Here is an 18,515-nt window from a genome sequence, read left to right on the forward strand (position 1 = left end):
ACATGATAACCGCAAGCGACCGACAACGGAATACCGATAGCATCGCTCGATGCACAAACGACAACGCCGCCAGGACGGCGGCGTTGTCGCAAACAGCTTGAAAACAGCGCTTTGGTGCGCTCAGGCCAGTTGCGCGAACGCGCGCTGGCACCACGCCATCAGCGGGCTCCAGGCCAGGCCCAGCGCCAGCAAGCCGATCGCATTGACGCCGAGCACCACGCCGAGCACGCGGTCGTCGTTGGCCGGCAACGGCTCGCCGACCGGCTCGTCGAAATACATCACCTTGATCACGCGCAGGTAGTAGAACGCGCCGATCACCGCGCACAGCACCGACAGGATCGCCAGGCCGGTCCACCACAGGTTGTCGGTCGGCACCGCGAGCACCGCGCCGAGCACCGCCAGCTTGGCCCAGAAACCCAGGAACGGCGGCACGCCGGCCAGCGAGGCCATGATGCACAGCACCAGCAGCGCCATCCACGGGTTGCGCGCGTTCAGGCCCTTGAAGTCGTCGATATGCTCGGCCTCGAAGCCCTTGCGCGACATCGCGATGATCGCGCCGAACGAGGCGGTGGACATCACCGCGTAGCAGATCGCGTAGAACAGCGCCGCCGCATAGCCGCGCTCGCCGCCGCCGGCGATGCCGAGCAGCAGGAAGCCGATGTGCGAGACGGTGGAATACGCCAGCATGCGCTTGAGGTTGCTCTGCGCCAGCGCCATCAGGTTGCCGACCAGCAGCGACAGCGCCGCCAGGCCGCCGATCACCCAGTGCCACTGCTCGGACAGCGGGCCCACGCCCACTTCCAGCAGCCGGTAGGCCATGCCGAACGCGGCCAGCTTGGAGGCCGAGCTGATGAACAGCGCGATCGGTGCCGGCGCGCCCTGGTAGACGTCGGGCAGCCACATGTGGAACGGCGCGGCGCCGAGCTTGAACGCCACGCCGGCGATCATGAAGACGGTGCCGGTCAGCAGCAGCGTGCGCTCGTGGGTGGAGCCGATCGCGTCGTGGATGCCGGCCAGGCTCAGCGTGCCGGTGGCGCCGTAGATCAGCGACATGCCGTACAGCAGCAGGCCCGAGGCCAGCGAGCCGAGCACGATGTACTTCATCGCCGCCTCGGTGGCCATGCCGTTGTCGCGGTTCGACGCGACCAGCGCGTACGAGCACAGCGCCAGCAGTTCCAGGCCCAGGTACACCATCAGCAGGCTGCCGGCGGAGACCAGGATCATCATGCCGACCGTGGCGAACAGCACCAGCACCGGAATCTCGCCCTGGTACAGCTTGCGCTCGCGCAGGTAGCTCCAGCCGTAGATCAGGGTCAACGCGCTGAGGCCGACGATCACCGTCTTCATCACGTCGGCGGCGGCGTCGCGCACGAACATGCCGTTGAACACCTCGCCCTGCCCGCCCACGCCGGCGAGCAGCATCGCGAACACCGCGACCAGGATCGCCACCGAGACGATGTGGGTCCAGGCCTTGTTGCGCTCGCTGACGAACAGATCGAGCATCAGCAGGGCGAAGGCGCCGCCGGTCAGCACCAGCTCGGGGAGCAGGGGCGGCAGGTCGACGGCGGTCAGGGGCAGTAGCGCAGGGGTGGTCATCATCAAATCTCTGGAATCATTTCGCTCGACGGCCCGATTACAGCTTGCTGGTGGCGATCTGCGCCGCCAGCTTTGCGATCGAGGGTTCCATCAGGTCGGTCAGCGGCTTCGGATACAGGCCCAGGACCAGCACGCCCACCGCAAACACGCCCAGCACCAGCGCCTCGCGGCCGTTGATGTCCTTCAGCTCGGCCACGTGCGCATTGGCCACTTCGCCGAAGAACACGCGCCGGTACAGCCACAAGGTATAGGCGGCGGTGATCACCAGGGTGGTGCCCGCACCGACGGCCAGCAGCGGATGGGTCTGGAAGCTGGCCATCAGCACCATGAACTCGCCGACGAAACCGCTGGTCCCCGGCAGGCCGGCATTGGCCATGAAGAACAGCATCGCGAACGTGGCGAACCACGGCATCACGTTGGCCACGCCGCCGTAGTCGGCGATGCGGCGGGTATGCATGCGGTCGTAGAGCACGCCGACGCAGGAGAACATCGCGCCGGACACGAAGCCGTGCGAGATCATCTGCACCATCGCGCCCTGCAGGCCCAGGCGCGCCGCATCGGCGCTGCCGAAGCCGACCAGGGCGAAGGCGATGAAGGTGCCCAGGGTGACGAAGCCCATGTGCGCGATCGACGAATAGGCGATCAGCTTCTTCATGTCGTCCTGCACCAGCGCGACCAGGCCGACGTAGATCACCGCGATCAGCGACAGCGCGATCACCAGCCAGGCCCACTCGTTGCTGGCGTCGGGCAGGATCGGCAGGTTGAAGCGCAGGAAGCCGTAGCCGCCGATCTTCAGCGCGATCGCGGCCAGGATCACCGAACCGGCGGTCGGCGCCTCGACGTGCGCGTCCGGCAACCAGGTGTGCACCGGGAACATCGGCACCTTGACCGCGAAGGCGATCAGGAACGCGAAGAACAACCAGGTCTGTTCCTTGGAGGTCAGCGACAGCTGGTACAGGTCGGCGAGCTGGAAGCTGCCGCCCTTCAGGTACAGGTAGATCAACCCGACCAGCATCAGCACCGAGCCGAGGAAGGTGTACAGGAAGAACTTGACCGCGGCGTAGATGCGGCGCGGACCGCCCCAGATGCCGATGATCAGGAACATCGGGATCAGCATCGCCTCGAAGAACACGTAGAACAGCATCGCGTCGGTGGCGGCGAAGATGCCGACGGTGACGCCTTCCAGGATCAGGAACGCGGCCACGTACTGGTTGACCCGCTTCTCGATCGAGGTCCAGGCGCCGATCAGCGCCAGCACCGTGACCAGCGTGGTCAGCACGATCAGCGCGATCGCGATGCCGTCGACGCCGAGGTTGTAGCCGATGTCGTAGGCCGGGATCCACGCATGGGTCTCGACGAACTGCAGCGCGTCGCTGGCGTAGTCGAAGCCGGTGAGCAGCGGCAGGCTGAGGGCGAAGGTCAGCAACGCGACCAGCAGCGACGCCCAGCGCGCCGCCTTGGCGTCGCGCAACGCGAGGATCAGCGCGCCGCCGAGGATCGGCAGCCAGATCAGGAGAGTCAGTAGGGGCCAGTTCGACACGTGTTCTTATTCCGTACAGGTCAACGCCAGAAATGCATCAGCACGCCCAACAGGGCAATGAGACCGATGATCATCGCGAAGGCGTAGTGATAGAGGAAACCGGATTGCGTGCGACGCAGCAGATTGGCCGCCAGGTCGATCACGCGCGCGGTGCCGTTGACCATGACGCCGTCCACGACATGCGTATCCACCGCACGCGACACCTTGCCCAGGCCCAGGCCGCCGCCGGCGAAGCCGCCGATCCAGAGCTTGTCGAACCCGTACTTGTTCTCGAGGATCCACACCGGCAGCGAGAACGTCTTGCGCGCCTTCGCCGCCAGCTCGGGCTTCCACAGGTACAGGATCCAGGCCAGGGCGAAGCCGGCCAGGGTCAGGAAGAACGGCGGCTGGGTCAGGCCGTGCAGCGCGAACGCGACCGGGCCGTGGAACTCTTCGGCCAGCGCGCCGACGCTGTCGCGCGCCGGGTTGTAGAAGTCGATGACGCCGCTGAAGAACCCGACCGCCTGGCCCTTGATCGCCGCCGCGGCATGGTGCCCGGCCCAGTCGGTGCCGAACAGCATCGGGCCGATGGTGAAGAAGCCGATCGCGATCGACGGGATCGCCAGCAGCACCAGCGGCACCGTCACCACCCACGGCGACTCGTGCGGTTCGTGCGCGCCATGGTGGCCATGGCCGTGGTCGTCGTGCGCGTGGTCGTCGTGCGCATGCGCCTGCACCTCGGCATCGGCGTGCGCGCTGTCGTGGTGCGCATGCACCTCGTGCGCATGCGCATCGCGGAAGCGTTCCTTGCCGTGGAAGGTCAGGAACAGCAGGCGGAAGCTGTAGAAGCTGGTGATCAGCACGCCGCCGAGCACCGCCCAGTAGCCGTAGGTGGCGATCCAGCCATGCGAGGTGTGCGCGTGGTGCTGCGCCGCCTCGATGATCGTGTCCTTGGAATAGAAGCCGGCGAAGAACGGGGTGCCGACCAGGGCCAGGGTGCCGATCACGCTGGTCCAGTAGGTGACCGGCATGTACTTGCGCAGGCCGCCCATCTTGCGCATGTCCTGCTCGTGGTGCATGCCGACGATCACCGAGCCGGCGGCCAGGAACAGCAGCGCCTTGAAGAAGGCGTGGGTCATCAGGTGGAACACCGCCGCCGAGTACGCCGACACGCCCAGCGCCACGGTCATGTAGCCCAGCTGCGACAGCGTCGAGTAGGCGACCACGCGCTTGATGTCGTTCTGCACGATGCCGATCAGGCCGGTGAAGAACGCGGTGGTGGCGCCGATGAACAGCACGAAGTTCAGCGCGGTTTCCGACAGCTCGAACAGCGGCGACATGCGCGCCACCATGAAGATGCCCGCGGTGACCATGGTCGCGGCGTGGATCAGCGCCGAGATCGGGGTCGGGCCTTCCATCGAGTCGGGCAGCCACACGTGCAACGGCACCTGCGCCGACTTGCCCATCGCGCCGATGAACAGGCAGATGCAGATAATCGTCGCCACGTTCCACGGGTGGCCCTGGAACAGCTGCACCTGCGCCAGGCCGCCGGCGGCCTCGTTGCCGAGCACCGCGGTGGCGTTGGCGAACACGGTGGAATAGTCCAGCGTGCCGAACCACAGCAGTACCCCGGCGATGCCGAGGATGAAGCCGAAGTCGCCGACGCGGTTGACCAGGAACGCCTTCATGTTGGCGAACACCGCGCTCGGGCGCTTGAACCAGAAACCGATCAGCAGGTACGACACCAGGCCCACCGCTTCCCAGCCGAAGAACAGCTGCAGGAAGTTATTGCTCATCACCAGGCTCAGCATCGAGAAGGTGAACAGCGAGATGTAGCTGAAAAAGCGCTGGTAGCCCGGATCGTCGGCCATGTAGCCGATGGTGTAGATGTGCACCAGCAGCGACACGAAGGTCACCACCACCATCATCATCGCGGTCAGCCGATCGACCATGAAGCCGACGTGGGCCGAGTAATGGCCGACCTCGAAGAAGGTGTACAGGTTCTGGTTGAACGGCGACGCGCCCTGCCCGACCAGCTGGTACAGGGTCCAGCACGACAGCGCGCAGCTGATCGCGACGCCGAGGATGGTGATGGACTGGGCGCCCTTGCGGCCGACCTGGCGACCGAACAGGCCGGCGACGATGCTGCCGAACAGCGGCGCAAGCACCACTGCGATCAACAGACTCTTGGAGAGAGTGATTTCCATCTACGGGTCAGCCCTTCAGCGAATCGACTTCGGCCACGTTGATCGTGTGGCGGGTACGGAACAGCGTCACCAGAATGGCCAGGCCGATGGCGGCCTCGGCCGCGGCCACGGTGAGGATGAAGAACACGAACAGCTGGCCGGCGGCGTCGCCGAGTTCGCGCGAGAACGCGACGAAATTGATGTTGACCGACAGCAGCATCAGCTCGATCGACATCAGCAGCACGATGACGTTCTTGCGGTTGAGGAAGATGCCGGCCAGGCTGATGCAGAACAGCACCGCGCCGAGCGCCAGCATGTGGCCTAGGGTGATCATGGCTGGCCCTCCTGCGGTGCCGGAGCCGGGGTGTGCAGCGTGGGCTTTTCGGCATCCATCTTGACGATGCGCAAGCGGTCGCCGGCCTTGACCCGCGCCTGGTCGCCGGGGTTCTGGGTCTTGATGCCGGTGCGCTTGCGCAGGGTCAGCATCACCGCCGCCACCACCGCCACGGTCAGGATGATCGCGGCGAACTCGAACGGCAGCAGGAACTGGGTGAACAGGGTCTTGGCCAGCCAGGCGATGTTGGAGGTGTCGGCGGCCTGCGCAGCGGCGTTGTCGGCCGGGAACGGCGTCGCCGTCCGCGCCTTGACCCCGATCAGGGTGACCATCTGCACCAGCATCGCCACCGCGACCAGCAGCCCGACCGGCAGGTAGCGCACCCAGCCCTGGCGCAGCCGCGCGGTATCGATGTCGAGCATCATCACCACGAACAGGAACAGCACCATCACCGCGCCGACGTAGACCAGCACCAGGGTCACGCCCAGGAACTCGGCGCCCACCAGCAGCCACACGCAGGCGATGGAGAAGAAGGTCAGGATCAGGCACAGCACCGCGTACACCGAGTTGCGCACGCTGATCACCGCGCCGGCGGAGACCGCGGCGATGGTGGCGAAGATCCAGAAAGCGATATTTACCCAATCCATTTCAGGACCTCAACGGAAGGCGGCGTCGGCGGCGCGGCGCTCGGCGATCTCGGCTTCGAGCCGGTCTCCGATCGCCAGCAGCTGCGGCTTGGTGACGATGTTCTCGCCGCGGTTCTCGAAGTGGTACTCGAGCACGTGGGTTTCCACGATCGAGTCCACCGGACAGCTTTCCTCGCAGAAACCGCAGTAGATGCACTTGAACAGATCGATGTCGTAGCGGGTGGTACGGCGGGTGCCGTCCTCGCGCTTGGCCGAATCGATGGTGATCGCCAGCGCCGGGCACACCGCCTCGCACAGCTTGCAGGCGATACAGCGTTCTTCGCCGTTGGGATAGCGGCGCAGCGCGTGCAGGCCGCGGAAGCGCACCGACTGCGGGAACTTCTCCATCGGGTACAGCACGGTGTACTTGGGACGGAACGTGTACTTCAGGGTCAGCCACAGGCCGCCGAGCAGCTCGAGCAGCAGCAGGCTCTTGAAGTAATGGGTGACTTTATTCATCGCTTACACGCCCTTGTGGATCACACCGTAGAACACCATCAATGCCGTCACCGCGATCCACACGATCGTCAGCGGGATGAACACCTTCCAGCCCAGCCGCATGATCTGGTCGTAGCGGTAGCGCGGGAAGCTGGCGCGGAACCAGATGTAGGCGCTGGCGAAGAACAACACCTTCATCAGCAGCCACGGCCAGCCGCCGGTCCAGATCCAGTTGACCCACGGCGAGATGTCCGCGGTCACCCAGCCCTGGATCGGGCTCAGCCAGCCGCCCAGGAAGAAGATCGAGACCAGGAAGCTGACCAGGATCATGTTGGCGTATTCGGCCAGGAAGAACAGCGCGAACGCGCCGCCCGAATATTCGACCATGTGCCCGGCGACGATTTCCGATTCGCCTTCGACCACGTCGAACGGCGCGCGGTTGGTCTCGGCCACGCCGGACACCCAGTACACGATGAACAGCGGGAACAGCGGGATCAGGAACCAGTCGAAGAACCCGGAACTGCCGGCCTGCGCCTGCACGATCGTGCTCAGGTTCAGGCTGCCGGCGGCGATCATCACGCCGACCAGGGCGAAGCCCATCGCGATCTCGTAGCTGACCACCTGCGCGGCCGAGCGCATCGCGCCCAGGAACGCGTACTTGGAGTTGGACGCCCAGCCGGCCAGGATGATGCCGTACACGCCCAGCGAGGTCATCGCCAGCAGGTACAGCAGGCCGGCGTTGGCGTTGGACAGCACCAGCTTGGCGTCGAACGGCACCACCGCCCAGGCCGCGAACGCCGGCGCCAGGGTGATCAGCGGCGCGATCACGAACATCGCCTTGTGCGAACTGCTGGGCTGGATGATTTCCTTGAACAGCAGTTTGAACACGTCGGCGAAGGCCTGGAAGATGCCCATGCCCACGTACATCGGCCCGTGGCGCACGTGCATCCAGCCGATCAGCTTGCGCTCCCAGACCACGTAGAACGCCACCGAAATGATCACCGGCATGGCGATCAGCAGGATCTTCAGCACGATCCACAGGACCACGCCGATCGCGCCCAGGCCGACGAACCACTGGTGCAGCGGATCGACCACGTTCAACAGCATCTCGTTCATGCAGCCACCACCGTTACCCGGCCGGCACCGATCGGCGCCGTCGCACCATGCCCGGATTCGATCCAGGCCACCCCTACCGCGACCCGCGGATCCAGCACCACCGGCAGCGTCGCGTTGCCGACGGCGTTGCCGACCTTGACCACCTGCCCGGCGGCCACGCCCAGTTGCGCGGCGTGCTCGGGATGCAGGCGGATCGCCGGCGCATCGTTGAGCGGATGCGACTGCAGCGCAGGCGCACGGCGCACCACCGCATCGGTGCGGTAGATCGCCGGCGTCGCCGCCACTTCGATGCCCTCGCCCGCCGCGGCGGCTTGCGCCGAACCGCGCAGGCTCACGCTGCGCGGCTGCACGCCGGCACGCAGGCCGGCCAGGTCGGTGAAGTCGAAGCCGGCCAGCTGCAGTTCGCCGCCGAGCGCGCGCAGCACCCGCCAGCCTTCGCGCGCCTGGTCCGGCAGCTTGCCGGCGGCACGCGCCAGCTGTTCGACGCCGTCCAGATTGGTCAGCGTCGCGTCGATCTCCGGCAGCGCGCCGATCGGCAGGATCACGTCGGCGACGTCACGGGTGGAGGCGCAGGCGAACTGGCTGAACGCCACCACCTTGGCCCCGGCCAGCGCGGCGCGCGCGGCGCCGGCATCGGCGAAGTCCAGGCCCGGCTCGATGCCGTACAGCACGTAGGCGCTGCGCGGCTCGGCGAACATGCCGGCCACGTCGCGCGCGCTCGGCAGCACGCCCAGCTTGGCCAGGCCGACCGCATTGGCGCCCTGCGGGATGCGGCACAGCGCCGCGCCGGTGGCGGTCGCGAAGTCGCGCGCGGCGGCGCGCAGCGCGGCTGCCTGCGGATGGGTCTCGACCAGCGCGCCGACGATCAGCACCGCGCGTCCGGCCGCGCCCTGCACCGCCTCGCGCAGCGCCGCATCGGCGAGCGCGGCGGCGAAGCCGGACGGGGCCACGATCTGCTTGCCGGCCTGGTCGAAGGTGAAATCGAAATCGACCGGATTGATCGAATACACGCGCGCCTGGCGCTGCATGCGCGCCTTGCGGATGCGCGCGTGCAGCAGCGGCAGCTCATGGCGCAGGTTGCTGCCCAGCACCACGATCACGTCGGCCTGCTCGATCTGCGCCAGCGGCACCGCGAACGGTTCGGCCACGGCGGCGTCGGAGAAATCGCGGTTGCCGATGCGGTGATCTAGGTTGCCGCTGCCCAGGCCATCGGCCAGGCGCGCCAGCAAGGCGCCTTCCTCGTTCGAGGTGGCCGGGTGCGCGAGCACGCCCAGCGCGTCGCCGCGGTTGCTCTTCAGGATGTCGGCGGCGGCGGCCAGGCCATCGGCCCAGGACACTTCCTGCCACTGGCCATCGATCTTGCGCAGCGGCCGCACGGCGCGATCGGCGGCGTACAGGCCCTGATGCGAATAGCGGTCGCGGTCGGACAGCCAGCACTCGTTGACCGCTTCGTTGTCGCGCGGCACGGTGCGCAGCACTTCGCCGCGGCGCACGTGCAGGAACAGGTTGGAGCCCATCGCGTCGTGGTAGCCGAGCGATTCGCGCGCGGTCAGTTCCCACGGACGCGCGCGGAACTGGAACACCTTGTTGGTCAGCGCGCCGACCGGGCACACGTCGATGACATTGCCCGACAGCTCGGTGGTCAGCGGCTTGCCGTCGTAGGTGCCGATCTGCAGGTTCTCGCCGCGGTACATGCCGCCCAGCTCGTAGGTGCCGGCGATGTCCGCGGTGAAGCGCACGCAGCGCGTGCACTGGATGCAGCGGGTCATCTCGGTGGCGACCAGCGGACCGATGTCCTCGTCCGGCACCACGCGCTTGCGCTCGTTGAAGCGGCTGACCGAACGGCCGTAGCCCAGCGAGACGTCCTGCAGTTCGCACTCGCCGCCCTGATCGCAGATCGGGCAGTCCAGCGGGTGGTTGATCAGCAGGAACTCCATCACGCTGCGCTGGTACTTCAGCGCCTTGTCGCTGCGGGTCTGCACCTTCATGCCGTCCATCACCGGCGTGGCGCAGGCGGGCGACGGCTTCGGCGACTTCTCCACATCGACCAGGCACATGCGGCAGTTGGCCGCGATCGGCAGCTTCTCGTGGTAGCAGAAGCGCGGGATCGGAATGCCGGCCTTGTCGGCGGCCTGGATGATCATCGAACCCTTGGGCACGACCAGGGACTGGCCGTCGATCTCGACGGTCACATGTCCCTCCGGCACCACGGCCGGGGTCGCGCCAGGATTGTTGGGTTGCGCGCTCATGCGGCGGCTGCCTCCACCTTCTTGCCGTCAACCATCGAATGACCGTTGACGATGTAGTACTCGAATTCGTCCCAGAACTGGCGCAGGAAACCCTGGATGGGCCATGCCGCCGCTTCACCGAACGCGCAGATGGTGTGGCCTTCGATCTGGCCGGCCACCGTCCTCAACTGGTGCAGGTCGTCCATCGTCGCCTTGCCGGCGACGATGCGCTCGAGCACGCGGTGCATCCAGCCGGTGCCCTCGCGGCACGGGGTGCACTGGCCGCAGGATTCCTTGTGGAAGAACTGCGAGATGCGGCAGGCGAACTTGACGCAGCACACGCTGTCGTCGAGCACCACGATCGCGCCCGAGCCCAGGCCGGTGCCCAGCGCGCGCAGGGTGTCGTAGTCCATCTGCAGGTCTTTGAGCTGCTCGGCCTTCAGCACCGGCATAGACACGCCGCCCGGAATCGCGCCCTTGAGGGTGCGGCCCGGCTTCAGCCCGCCGGCCATTTCCAGCAGTTCGTCGAAGGTGGTGCCCAGCGGCACCTCGAAGTTGCCGCCCTTCTGCACGCAGCCGGAGACCGAGAAGATCTTCGGCCCGCCGTTCTTGGTCTTGCTCAGCCCCAGGAACCATTCCGGGCCGTTGCGGATGATCGCCGGCACCGACGCGTAGGTCTCGGTGTTGTTGATCGTCGACGGCTTGCCGTACAGCCCGAAGTTGGCCGGGAACGGCGGCTTGTAGCGCGGCTGGCCCTTCTTGCCTTCCAGCGATTCCATCAGCGCGGTCTCTTCGCCGCAGATGTAGGCGCCGGCGCCCAGCGCGCCGTAGATGTCGATGTCCACGCCGCTGCCGAGCACGTTCTTGCCCAGCCAGCCGTTGGCGTAGGCGTCCGCCAGGGCCTGCTCGAAGTGCTCGAACGGCTCGTGGTGGAATTCGCCGCGTAGGTAGTTGTAGCCGACCGTGCTGCCGGTGGCGTAGCAGGCGATGGCCATGCCTTCCACCACCGAATGCGGGTTGTAGCGCAGGATGTCGCGGTCCTTGCAGGTACCCGGCTCGGATTCGTCCGAGTTGCACAGGATGTACTTCTGCGGCGCGCCCTTGGGCATGAACGACCACTTCAGGCCGGTCGGGAAACCGGCGCCGCCGCGGCCGCGCAGGTTCGACTGCTTGACCATCTCGATCACCTGCTCCGGCGCGATCTTCTCTTCGAGGATCTTGCGCAGGGCGGCGTAGCCACCGGTCTTCAGGTAGCTCTCGTACGACCACGGGGTGTCGTAGTGCAGCGTGGTGTACACCACCTGGTGCGGCAGCGGCGCAGGGCCGACCGGACCGGTGGGAGCGTGGGGATGCTGTGCCATTGCCGTTACTCCAACCCGTCCAGCAGCGCGTCGACCTTGTCCTTGGTCAAGTGCTCGTGATAGTGGCCGTTGATCACCATCATCGGCGCGCCGGCGCAGCCGGCCAGGCATTCTTCTTCGCGCTTGAGGTAGACGCGGCCGTCGGCGGTGGACTGGCCCAGCTTGCAACCGAGCTTCTTCTCCGCGTGCGCGACCAGGTCTTCGGCGCCGTTGAGCCAGCAGCTGATGTTGGTGCAGAAGGCGACGTTGTTGCGGCCGACCTTCTCGGTCTCGAACATCGAGTAGAAGCTGGCGACCTCGTAGGCCCACACCGGCGGCAGCTCCAGGTACTTGGCCACGCCGGCGATCAGCTCGTCGGTCAGCCAGCCCTGGTTCTGCTCCTGCGCGGCGTGCAGGCCCTGCAGCACGGCCGAACGCTTGCGGTCCGGCGGGAACTTGGCCAGCCAGTGATCGATGTGCGCGCGCGTCTTGTCGCTCAGCACCACCATCGGATCGACGTCGCGCGCCGCTTCGAAATTACCTGTCGCCTTCATCGGTCGACCTCACCAAACACCAGATCATAGGTACCAATCATCGCCACCACGTCGGCCAGCATGTGCCCGCGCACGATCGCGTCCATCGAGGACAGATGGGCGAAGCCCGGCGCGCGCAGATGCACGCGGAACGGCTTGTTGGCGCCGTCGGACGCCAGGTAGCAGCCGAACTCGCCCTTGGGCGCCTCGACCGCGCAATAGGTCTCGCCGGCCGGCACGCAATAGCCTTCGCTGAACAACTTGAAGTGATGGATCAACGCTTCCATGTCGTCCTTCATGTCGGCGCGCTTGGGCGGGGCGACCTTGAAGTTCTCGACCATCACCGGGCCGGGGTTGGCCTTCAGCCACTTCACGCATTGCTGGATGATGCGGTTGGATTCGCGCATCTCGGCCACGCGCACCAGATAGCGGTCGTAGCAGTCGCCGTTGGTGCCGACCGGGATGTCGAAATCCACCGCGTCGTACTTGGCGTAAGGCTGCTTCTTGCGCAGGTCCCATTCGATGCCCGAGCCGCGCAGCATCGCGCCGGTCATGCTCCAGGCATAGGCCTGCTCCGGGGTGACCACGCCGATGCCGACGGTGCGCTGCTTCCAGATGCGGTTGTCGGTGAGCAGGGTCTCGTATTCGTCGACGCGGCCCGGGAAGGTGCTGGTGAAGTCTTCCAGGAAGTCGAGCAGCGAGCCCTCGCGCGCGGCGTTGAGCCGCTTCAGCGCGTTGCCCTTGTGCCAGCGCGATTCCTTGTACTTGGGCATGCGGTCCGGCAGGTCGCGGTAGACGCCGCCGGGCCGGTAATAGGTCGCGTGCATGCGCGCGCCGGAGACCGCCTCGTAGCAGTCCATCAGCTCTTCGCGCTCGCGGAACGCGTACAACATCACCGCCATCGCGCCCAGGTCCAGGCCGTTGGAACCGACCCACATCAGGTGGTTCAGGATGCGGGTGATCTCGTCGAACATGGTGCGGATGTACTGCGCACGCTCCGGCGCCTCGATCCCCATCAGGGTCTCGATCGCGCGCACGTAGGCGTGCTCGTTGCACATCATCGACACGTAGTCGAGGCGGTCCATGTAGCCGATCGACTGGTTGAACGGCTTGGACTCGGCCAGCTTCTCGGTGCCACGGTGCAGCAGGCCGATATGCGGATCGGCGCGGACCACGGTCTCGCCGTCCATTTCCAGGATCAGGCGCAGCACGCCATGCGCGGCCGGATGCTGCGGGCCGAAGTTCATGGTGTAGTTGCGGATCTCCTGCTTGCTCTCGGCAGGGTTGCTGGCGAAGGCGTCGTGCGCCTGGTGGTACTCGCTCACTTGGCGGGCTCCTTGAATGCTTCGCCCGCGGCGGTCTGGTAGCGCGCATCGTCGCGGATCACGCGCGGCACGCCGACGCGCGGCTCGACCGAGGTCACCGGCTCGTAGACCACGCGCTGCTTGGCTTCGTCGTAACGCACTTCGACGTTGCCGATCAGCGGGAAATCCTTGCGGAACGGATGGCCGACGAAACCGTAGTCGGTGAGGATGCGGCGCAGGTCCGGGTGGCCGGCGAAGACCACGCCGAACAGGTCGAACGCCTCGCGCTCGAACCAGTTCGCGCCCGGCCAGATGTCGGTGACCGACGCCACCACCGGAAGGTCTTCGTTCGGCGCATAGCAACGCACGCGCAGGCGCTGGTTGTGGCGATAGGAGATCAGCTGCGCGAGCACCGCGTAGCGCTGCTGCGGCACCGGCAACGGCTGGATGTCGCCGGCGGTTTCGCCGCTGGGGAACTCGCCCCAGGCGAAGCGGCCCATGCCCTTGCCTTCCACGCCGCGGCTGAAACCCTGCGACGATACGTCGTCGGTGTCCCACTCGTCGCTGCCGTAGCCCAAGTAGTCCACGCCGCACAGGTCGGACAATTGTTCGAAACCGAACTCGTCGCGCAGCGCCAGGCAGGTGGCGTGCCAGGCGTCGGCCGGCACTTCCAGGGTGACTTCGCCACGCGGGAGGACCACGAACACCTGGCTGCCGGGGAAACGGGCGCCGAGTCGGTCGCTAAAGGAAGATGCTTGCTCTGCCATGGGGGCTTGGCGTGCTCTTAAGAAGTAAGAGGAATCAGCGCGCGATGGTCTGGGTTCGCCAGATCTTCTTCTGCAGCTGCAAGATGCCGTAGACCAGCGCTTCGGCGGTCGGCGGGCAGCCCGGGACGTAGATGTCCACCGGCACGATGCGGTCGCAGCCGCGCACCACCGAATACGAATAGTGGTAGTAGCCGCCGCCGTTGGCGCAGCTGCCCATCGAGATCACCCACTTCGGGTCGGGCATCTGGTCGTAGACCTTGCGCAGCGCCGGGGCCATCTTGTTGACCAGGGTGCCGGCGACGATCATCACGTCGGACTGGCGCGGCGACGGGCGGAACACCACGCCGTAGCGGTCCAGGTCCAGCCGCGCGGCGCCGGCGTGCATCATTTCGACCGCGCAACAGGCCAGGCCGAAGGTCATCGGCCACATCGAGCCGGTGCGCGCCCAGTTCAGCAGCGCATCGACGCTGGTGGTCACGTAGCCCTTGTCGAGCAACGGGTTCTCGCCTTCGGGACGCAGGATGTCGTCGACCCGCCCTTCCGGGATCGGGTTGGTCATCAGGCGATCCAGGGTCTGAATCACTCCCATTCCAGCGCTCCCTTCTTCCACACGTAGATAAAACCGAGGAAAAGCATGCCGACGAACAGGCCCATGGTGACCAGGGAGCGAGCGCCCAGGTCCATGAACACCTGCGTCCACGGCACGATGAAGATGATTTCCAGATCGAAGACGATGAACTGGATCGCGATCAGGTAGTAGCGCACGTCGAACTTCATGCGCGCGTCCTCGAAGGCCTCGAAGCCGCACTCGTACGGCGAGAGCTTCTTCAGGTCGGGACGCCGGGGACCGAGGAACCGCCCCACCAGCATCAGCGCGACGCCGATTCCGGTGGCCACGATCAGAAACAGTAGGGAGGGCAAATATTCGGCCAGCACTCGCAATTCTCTCTTGCCTGTGCCCGCGCGCGTGCCGCGCAGGCATGGGATAGACGATTTTCACCACAGGGACGTGACGTCCCTGCGCAGAAACCGTAGCCAAACAATGGTGCCCAAGAGGGGACTCGAACCCCTACGACCTAAGTCGCTACCACCTCAAGGTAGTGCGTCTACCAATTCCGCCACCTGGGCTTGCGTATCGCGCGCGGCATCCCGCCGCGCAACATATTGTAACCGTCTTCAGTCTTTCTGCGATGGGGCAGGCGACTTTTGTTGTGCATTTTCCGGCGCAGGCTGCGCGGGCACCGCAGCGGCAGGCGCGGCGACGGCCGGCGCGGTCGCCGCCGGGGCCTGCGGAATCTGCAGTTCGCCGGCCGGGGCAGCCGGCGCCGGGGTCGCGGCCTGCGACATCACGCCGAGGTTGGCGTCCGCGGCCGGGCGCGCGCTGTGGCCGGCATACCAGGCCATGAACAGGCTGATGCCGAAGAAAACCACCGCCAGCCACTTGGTCGACTTGGACAGGAAGTTGGACGCGCCGCGCGATCCGAACACGGTGCCGGACGCACCCGCGCCGAAGCCCGACCCCGCCGCCGCGCCGGAACCGCGCTGCATCAGGATCAGCGCGATCATCGCGATCGCCACCAGCACATAGACCACATTGAGGATGACCATCAGCATTTCGAAATCCGTCCGGACAGTTGCGACGTTGAGTAGCGAGCGGGCGCCAGCGCGGCGACCGTTCGGTTAACGGGCGGCCGCCGCTCGCGCGATGGCCAGGAATTCATGGGCGACCAGGGAAGCGCCGCCGACCAGCCCGCCATCGACATCCGGCTGCGCGAACAGCTCGGCGGCGTTGTCGGGCTTGACGCTGCCCCCATACAGGAGCGGCAGCGAATCAGCGATTCTAGCATCGTGGGCGGCCACTTCGCCACGGATGAAGGCGTGCACCGCCTGCGCCTGGGCCGGGCTGGCGGTGCGCCCGGTGCCGATCGCCCACACCGGCTCGTAGGCGACCACGGCCTGGGCGAAGCCCTGCGCGCCGACCAGCGCCAGCACCGGCGCCAACTGCGCGGCGATGACCGATTCAGTCTGGCCGGCCTCGCGCTGTTCCAGGGTCTCGCCCACGCACAGGATCGGGATCAGCCCGGCATGCAGCGCCGCGGCGAACTTGCGCGCGACCAGCTCGCTGCTCTCGTAATGGTACTGGCGCCGCTCCGAATGCCCGACCAGCCCGTACTCGGCACCGACATCGACCAGCATCGCCGCTGACACCTCGCCGGTGTAGGCGCCCTTCTCGTTGCTGCTCACGTCCTGCGCGCCGAAGCGCAGCGCGTGGCCTTCGAAATCCTCGATCAGGTCGCCCAGGTACGGCAGCGGCGGCAGGATCACCACCTCCACGCCGTCGGCGGGCAGGCCCGCGGCGACCTCGCGCACCAGCGCGGTGGCGAAGTGGCGGTTGCCGTGCAGCTTCCAGTTTCCGGCTACGATCTTGCGTCGCATCGGCGCGTTCTCCGGCGAAAAAGTGCCGAAAGGATAGCCGATGCGCGGTGAGGCCCGGCGCTGGCGCCCCGCTTCGCCGCGTCCGCCCTGCCCCACCCTCTACCGCCTCCGCGAGACCGCCAATGCCCCAGCCTTCCGGCCATGCCCTGATCACCGGCGCCTCCAGCGGCATCGGCCGCGAGATCGCCCGCGAATACGCCCGCCGCGGCGTGCCGCTGATCCTCAGCGCGCGGCGCGAGCCGCTGCTGCAGGCGCTGGCCGAGGAACTGCGCGCGCAGGTGCCGGTGCAGATCGTGGTCGCCGACCTGGCCGACCCGGCGGCGCCGGCGGCGCTGGTGGCCGAACTGGAACGGCGCGGCCTGGCGGTGCGGGTCCTGGTCAACAACGCCGGCTATGGCGTGCCGGGTCGCTTTCACGACAGCGACTGGGCCACCCATGCCGCCTTCCTGCAGGTGATGGTCGGCGCGGTCTGCGAACTGACCTGGCGCCTGCTGCCGGCGCTGCGCGCCAGCGGCCAGGGCCGCATCCTCAACGTCGCCTCGTTCGCCGCCCTGGTGCCCGGCGCCGACGGACAGACCCTGTACGCGGCGGCGAAGAGCTTCATGCTGCGCTTCAGCGAATCGCTGGCGCTGGAAAATGCCGACCGCGGCGTCAACGTCTGCGCGCTGTGCCCGGGCTTCACCTGGTCCGAATTCCACGACGTGACCGGCACCCGCGACCAGATGAACAAGCTGCCGCGCTGGGCCTGGCTGCAGACCGCCGCGGTCGCCCGCGCCGGCATCGACGGCGCCGAACACGGCCGCGTGCGGGTCGTGCCGGGCGCGTTCTACAGGGCGCTACTGGGCCTGGTGACGCTGCTGCCGAATGCATTGCTGCTGCGCCTGATGCGCCGCGGCTCGCAACGCATCAGACCGTTGGAGTGAAGCCGGGATTGGGGATTCGGAATTAGGGATTCGCAAAGGCAGGACGTACGCACCGGACGCAAACGCCAACGCGGAACCCGCTCTTGCGAATCCCCAATCCCGAATCCCAAATCCCGGCTACTTGAGCTTGATCTCGCGCAACCGCTCTTCCAGATACCCCTGCGCCGTGATCGGCTCGGGATAGCGGCTCGGGTTGTCGGCGCTCACGCACGAGGGCAGCACGTCGATGACGAAATCCGGGTTCGGATGCAGGAAGAACGGCACCGAGTAGCGCGGCTGCCGCGCCTGTTCGCCTGGCGGGTTGACCACGCGATGGGTGGTCGAGGGGTACACGTGGTTGGTCAGGCGCTGCAGCATGTCGCCGATGTTGACCACGATGGTGTCGGCGTCGGAGGTGAACGGCACCCACTCGCCCTGCTTGGACTTCACTTCCAGGCCGGCGGCGCTGGCGCCGACCAGCAGGGTGATCAGGTTGATGTCCTCGTGCGCGCCGGCGCGCACGTTGGGGATGTCGTCGGCGGTGATCGGCGGGTAGTGGATCGGGCGCAGGATCGCGTTGCCCGAACCGGTCTTGTCGGCGAAGTAGTGCTCGGGCAGGCCGATATGCAGCGCCAGCGCCGCCAGCACGCGCGCGCCGAGCTGGTCCAGCGCCTGGTACAGGCCGTAGCCATGTTCGCGGAAGCCCGGCACTTCGCTCGGCCACAGGTTCGGCGGCATGACGTCGCGATATTTGGAATCGTCGCCGATCTCGCGGCCGATATGCCAGAACTCCTTCAGGTCGAAGTGCTTGGAGCCCTTGGCGGTTTCCACGCCGAACGCGGTATAGCCGCGCGCGCCGCCGCTGCCGGGCACGTGGTACTTGCGCTTGACCTCCTCCGGCAAGGCGAAGAACGCCTTGAACACGTCGTAGGCCGCATCGATCTGCGCCTGCGCGATGCCGTGGTTGCGGATGCCGGCGAAGCCCCACTCGCGGTAGGCCGCGCCCAGCTCGGCGACGAAGGCGTCGCGGTCCGTGTCGTAGCGGGTGATGTCCAGGGTCGGGATGCGCGCAGTCATGGCGGGAACCGTAGTCGTGAAAGGGAAAGACGCCGCGATCAGATCAGCAGGCG

The 18,515-nt window shown here is 66.8% G+C and carries 18 protein-coding genes and 1 tRNA gene; 1 reads left to right on the top strand and 18 read right to left on the bottom strand.

The genetic code is table 11. From position 1 onward, the window contains the following. Positions 1-120 precede the first annotated feature (120 nt). The 17 genes from nuoN to tpiA all read right to left on the bottom strand — a co-directional run bounded on the left by nuoN (position 121) and on the right by tpiA (position 16,483). Complete coding sequence (nuoN, locus tag AB3X08_RS14010; protein WP_369938534.1) at positions 121-1,596, bottom strand: NADH-quinone oxidoreductase subunit NuoN; 1,476 nt, start codon at positions 1,594-1,596, stop codon at positions 121-123. 37 nt (positions 1,597-1,633) lie between these two features. Further along, positions 1,634-3,136: an NADH-quinone oxidoreductase subunit M gene (locus tag AB3X08_RS14015; protein ID WP_369933289.1), complete on the bottom strand. Its 1,503-nt coding sequence runs from the start codon at positions 3,134-3,136 to the stop codon at positions 1,634-1,636. 20 nt (positions 3,137-3,156) lie between these two features. Further along, positions 3,157-5,322, bottom strand: coding sequence for an NADH-quinone oxidoreductase subunit L (gene nuoL, locus AB3X08_RS14020; protein WP_369933290.1), 2,166 nt, complete (start codon positions 5,320-5,322; stop codon positions 3,157-3,159). 7 nt (positions 5,323-5,329) lie between these two features. Beyond that, entirely contained in the window at positions 5,330-5,635 is a 306-nt protein-coding gene (gene nuoK, locus AB3X08_RS14025) for an NADH-quinone oxidoreductase subunit NuoK (protein WP_179563852.1), read from the bottom strand. After that, positions 5,632-6,282: an NADH-quinone oxidoreductase subunit J gene (locus tag AB3X08_RS14030; protein WP_369933292.1), complete on the bottom strand. Its 651-nt coding sequence runs from the start codon at positions 6,280-6,282 to the stop codon at positions 5,632-5,634. The genes nuoK and AB3X08_RS14030 overlap by 4 nt, the downstream gene beginning before the upstream one ends. Before the next feature lie 9 nt (positions 6,283-6,291). Beyond that, on the bottom strand, positions 6,292-6,780 hold the full coding sequence (gene nuoI / locus AB3X08_RS14035; protein ID WP_003467418.1) for an NADH-quinone oxidoreductase subunit NuoI: 489 nt from the start codon (positions 6,778-6,780) through the stop codon (positions 6,292-6,294). A gap of 3 nt (positions 6,781-6,783) precedes the next feature. Next, on the bottom strand, positions 6,784-7,875 hold the full coding sequence (gene nuoH, locus AB3X08_RS14040) for an NADH-quinone oxidoreductase subunit NuoH (RefSeq protein ID WP_369933294.1): 1,092 nt from the start codon (positions 7,873-7,875) through the stop codon (positions 6,784-6,786). Further along, the gene (nuoG, locus tag AB3X08_RS14045; protein WP_369933296.1) at positions 7,872-10,124 is read right to left on the bottom strand and encodes an NADH-quinone oxidoreductase subunit NuoG; all 2,253 of its coding nucleotides are present in this window, start codon (positions 10,122-10,124) and stop codon (positions 7,872-7,874) included. Before nuoG ends, nuoH begins: the two co-directional genes overlap by 4 nt. Next, on the bottom strand, positions 10,121-11,464 hold the full coding sequence (gene nuoF, locus AB3X08_RS14050; RefSeq protein WP_369933298.1) for an NADH-quinone oxidoreductase subunit NuoF: 1,344 nt from the start codon (positions 11,462-11,464) through the stop codon (positions 10,121-10,123). Before nuoF ends, nuoG begins: the two co-directional genes overlap by 4 nt. Positions 11,465-11,469: 5 nt before the next feature. Beyond that, positions 11,470-11,997 (bottom strand): NADH-quinone oxidoreductase subunit NuoE, encoded by a 528-nt coding sequence (nuoE, locus tag AB3X08_RS14055; RefSeq protein ID WP_184411164.1) that lies wholly within the window; start codon positions 11,995-11,997, stop codon positions 11,470-11,472. Beyond that, positions 11,994-13,301: an NADH-quinone oxidoreductase subunit D gene (locus tag AB3X08_RS14060; protein WP_369933300.1), complete on the bottom strand. Its 1,308-nt coding sequence runs from the start codon at positions 13,299-13,301 to the stop codon at positions 11,994-11,996. Before AB3X08_RS14060 ends, nuoE begins: the two co-directional genes overlap by 4 nt. Then, the gene (locus AB3X08_RS14065) at positions 13,298-14,047 is read right to left on the bottom strand and encodes an NADH-quinone oxidoreductase subunit C (RefSeq protein WP_184411166.1); all 750 of its coding nucleotides are present in this window, start codon (positions 14,045-14,047) and stop codon (positions 13,298-13,300) included. The genes AB3X08_RS14060 and AB3X08_RS14065 overlap by 4 nt, the downstream gene beginning before the upstream one ends. Positions 14,048-14,081: 34 nt before the next feature. Then, positions 14,082-14,636: a NuoB/complex I 20 kDa subunit family protein gene (locus tag AB3X08_RS14070; protein WP_064539336.1), complete on the bottom strand. Its 555-nt coding sequence runs from the start codon at positions 14,634-14,636 to the stop codon at positions 14,082-14,084. Beyond that, complete coding sequence (locus AB3X08_RS14075) at positions 14,627-14,983, bottom strand: NADH-quinone oxidoreductase subunit A (RefSeq protein ID WP_184411167.1); 357 nt, start codon at positions 14,981-14,983, stop codon at positions 14,627-14,629. Before AB3X08_RS14075 ends, AB3X08_RS14070 begins: the two co-directional genes overlap by 10 nt. Before the next feature lie 107 nt (positions 14,984-15,090). Then, positions 15,091-15,175, bottom strand: a tRNA-Leu gene (locus AB3X08_RS14080). 48 nt (positions 15,176-15,223) lie between these two features. Then, on the bottom strand, positions 15,224-15,661 hold the full coding sequence (secG, locus tag AB3X08_RS14085) for a preprotein translocase subunit SecG (protein ID WP_369933302.1): 438 nt from the start codon (positions 15,659-15,661) through the stop codon (positions 15,224-15,226). Positions 15,662-15,727: 66 nt separating this feature from the next. Beyond that, a complete protein-coding gene (gene tpiA / locus AB3X08_RS14090) occupies positions 15,728-16,483 on the bottom strand; it encodes a triose-phosphate isomerase (RefSeq protein WP_369933304.1) in 756 nt (251 codons plus the stop codon). Positions 16,484-16,605: 122 nt separating this feature from the next. On the opposite strand from tpiA, the gene AB3X08_RS14095 reads away from it, so the two are divergent. Further along, entirely contained in the window at positions 16,606-17,406 is an 801-nt protein-coding gene (locus AB3X08_RS14095) for an SDR family NAD(P)-dependent oxidoreductase (RefSeq protein WP_369933306.1), read from the top strand. A 117-nt stretch (positions 17,407-17,523) separates the two neighbouring features. Here AB3X08_RS14095 and AB3X08_RS14100 read toward each other — a convergent pair whose 3' ends face one another. Beyond that, positions 17,524-18,462 (bottom strand): isopenicillin N synthase family dioxygenase, encoded by a 939-nt coding sequence (locus AB3X08_RS14100; protein ID WP_369933308.1) that lies wholly within the window; start codon positions 18,460-18,462, stop codon positions 17,524-17,526. Positions 18,463-18,515 lie beyond the last annotated feature (53 nt).

It is taken from the genome of Xanthomonas sp. DAR 34887, from assembly GCF_041245805.1.
GTDB classification, from domain to species: Bacteria; Pseudomonadota; Gammaproteobacteria; order Xanthomonadales; family Xanthomonadaceae; genus Xanthomonas_A; species Xanthomonas_A tesorieronis.

Excerpts from the sequence above, each read along its gene's own strand:
- nuoK (WP_179563852.1), bottom strand. The coding sequence starts at position 5,635 with ATGATCACCCTAGGCCACATGCTGGCGCTCGGCGCGGTGCTGTTCTGC.
- tpiA (WP_369933304.1), bottom strand. The coding sequence starts at position 16,483 with ATGCGACGCAAGATCGTAGCCGGAAACTGGAAGCTGCACGGCAACCGC.
- AB3X08_RS14065 (WP_184411166.1), bottom strand. The coding sequence starts at position 14,047 with ATGGCAGAGCAAGCATCTTCCTTTAGCGACCGACTCGGCGCCCGTTTC.
- AB3X08_RS14070 (WP_064539336.1), bottom strand. The coding sequence starts at position 14,636 with ATGGGAGTGATTCAGACCCTGGATCGCCTGATGACCAACCCGATCCCG.
- nuoL (WP_369933290.1), bottom strand. The coding sequence starts at position 5,322 with ATGGAAATCACTCTCTCCAAGAGTCTGTTGATCGCAGTGGTGCTTGCG.
- secG (WP_369933302.1), bottom strand. The coding sequence starts at position 15,661 with ATGCTGATGGTCATCCTCAATGTGGTCTATGTGCTGGTGGCGATCGCG.
- nuoE (WP_184411164.1), bottom strand. The coding sequence starts at position 11,997 with ATGAAGGCGACAGGTAATTTCGAAGCGGCGCGCGACGTCGATCCGATG.
- AB3X08_RS14030 (WP_369933292.1), bottom strand. The coding sequence starts at position 6,282 with ATGGATTGGGTAAATATCGCTTTCTGGATCTTCGCCACCATCGCCGCG.
- AB3X08_RS14100 (WP_369933308.1), bottom strand. The coding sequence starts at position 18,462 with ATGACTGCGCGCATCCCGACCCTGGACATCACCCGCTACGACACGGAC.
- nuoF (WP_369933298.1), bottom strand. The coding sequence starts at position 11,464 with ATGGCACAGCATCCCCACGCTCCCACCGGTCCGGTCGGCCCTGCGCCG.
- nuoN (WP_369938534.1), bottom strand. The coding sequence starts at position 1,596 with ATGACCACCCCTGCGCTACTGCCCCTGACCGCCGTCGACCTGCCGCCC.
- nuoG (WP_369933296.1), bottom strand. The coding sequence starts at position 10,124 with ATGAGCGCGCAACCCAACAATCCTGGCGCGACCCCGGCCGTGGTGCCG.
- AB3X08_RS14095 (WP_369933306.1), top strand. The coding sequence starts at position 16,606 with ATGCCCCAGCCTTCCGGCCATGCCCTGATCACCGGCGCCTCCAGCGGC.
- nuoH (WP_369933294.1), bottom strand. The coding sequence starts at position 7,875 with ATGAACGAGATGCTGTTGAACGTGGTCGATCCGCTGCACCAGTGGTTC.
- nuoI (WP_003467418.1), bottom strand. The coding sequence starts at position 6,780 with ATGAATAAAGTCACCCATTACTTCAAGAGCCTGCTGCTGCTCGAGCTG.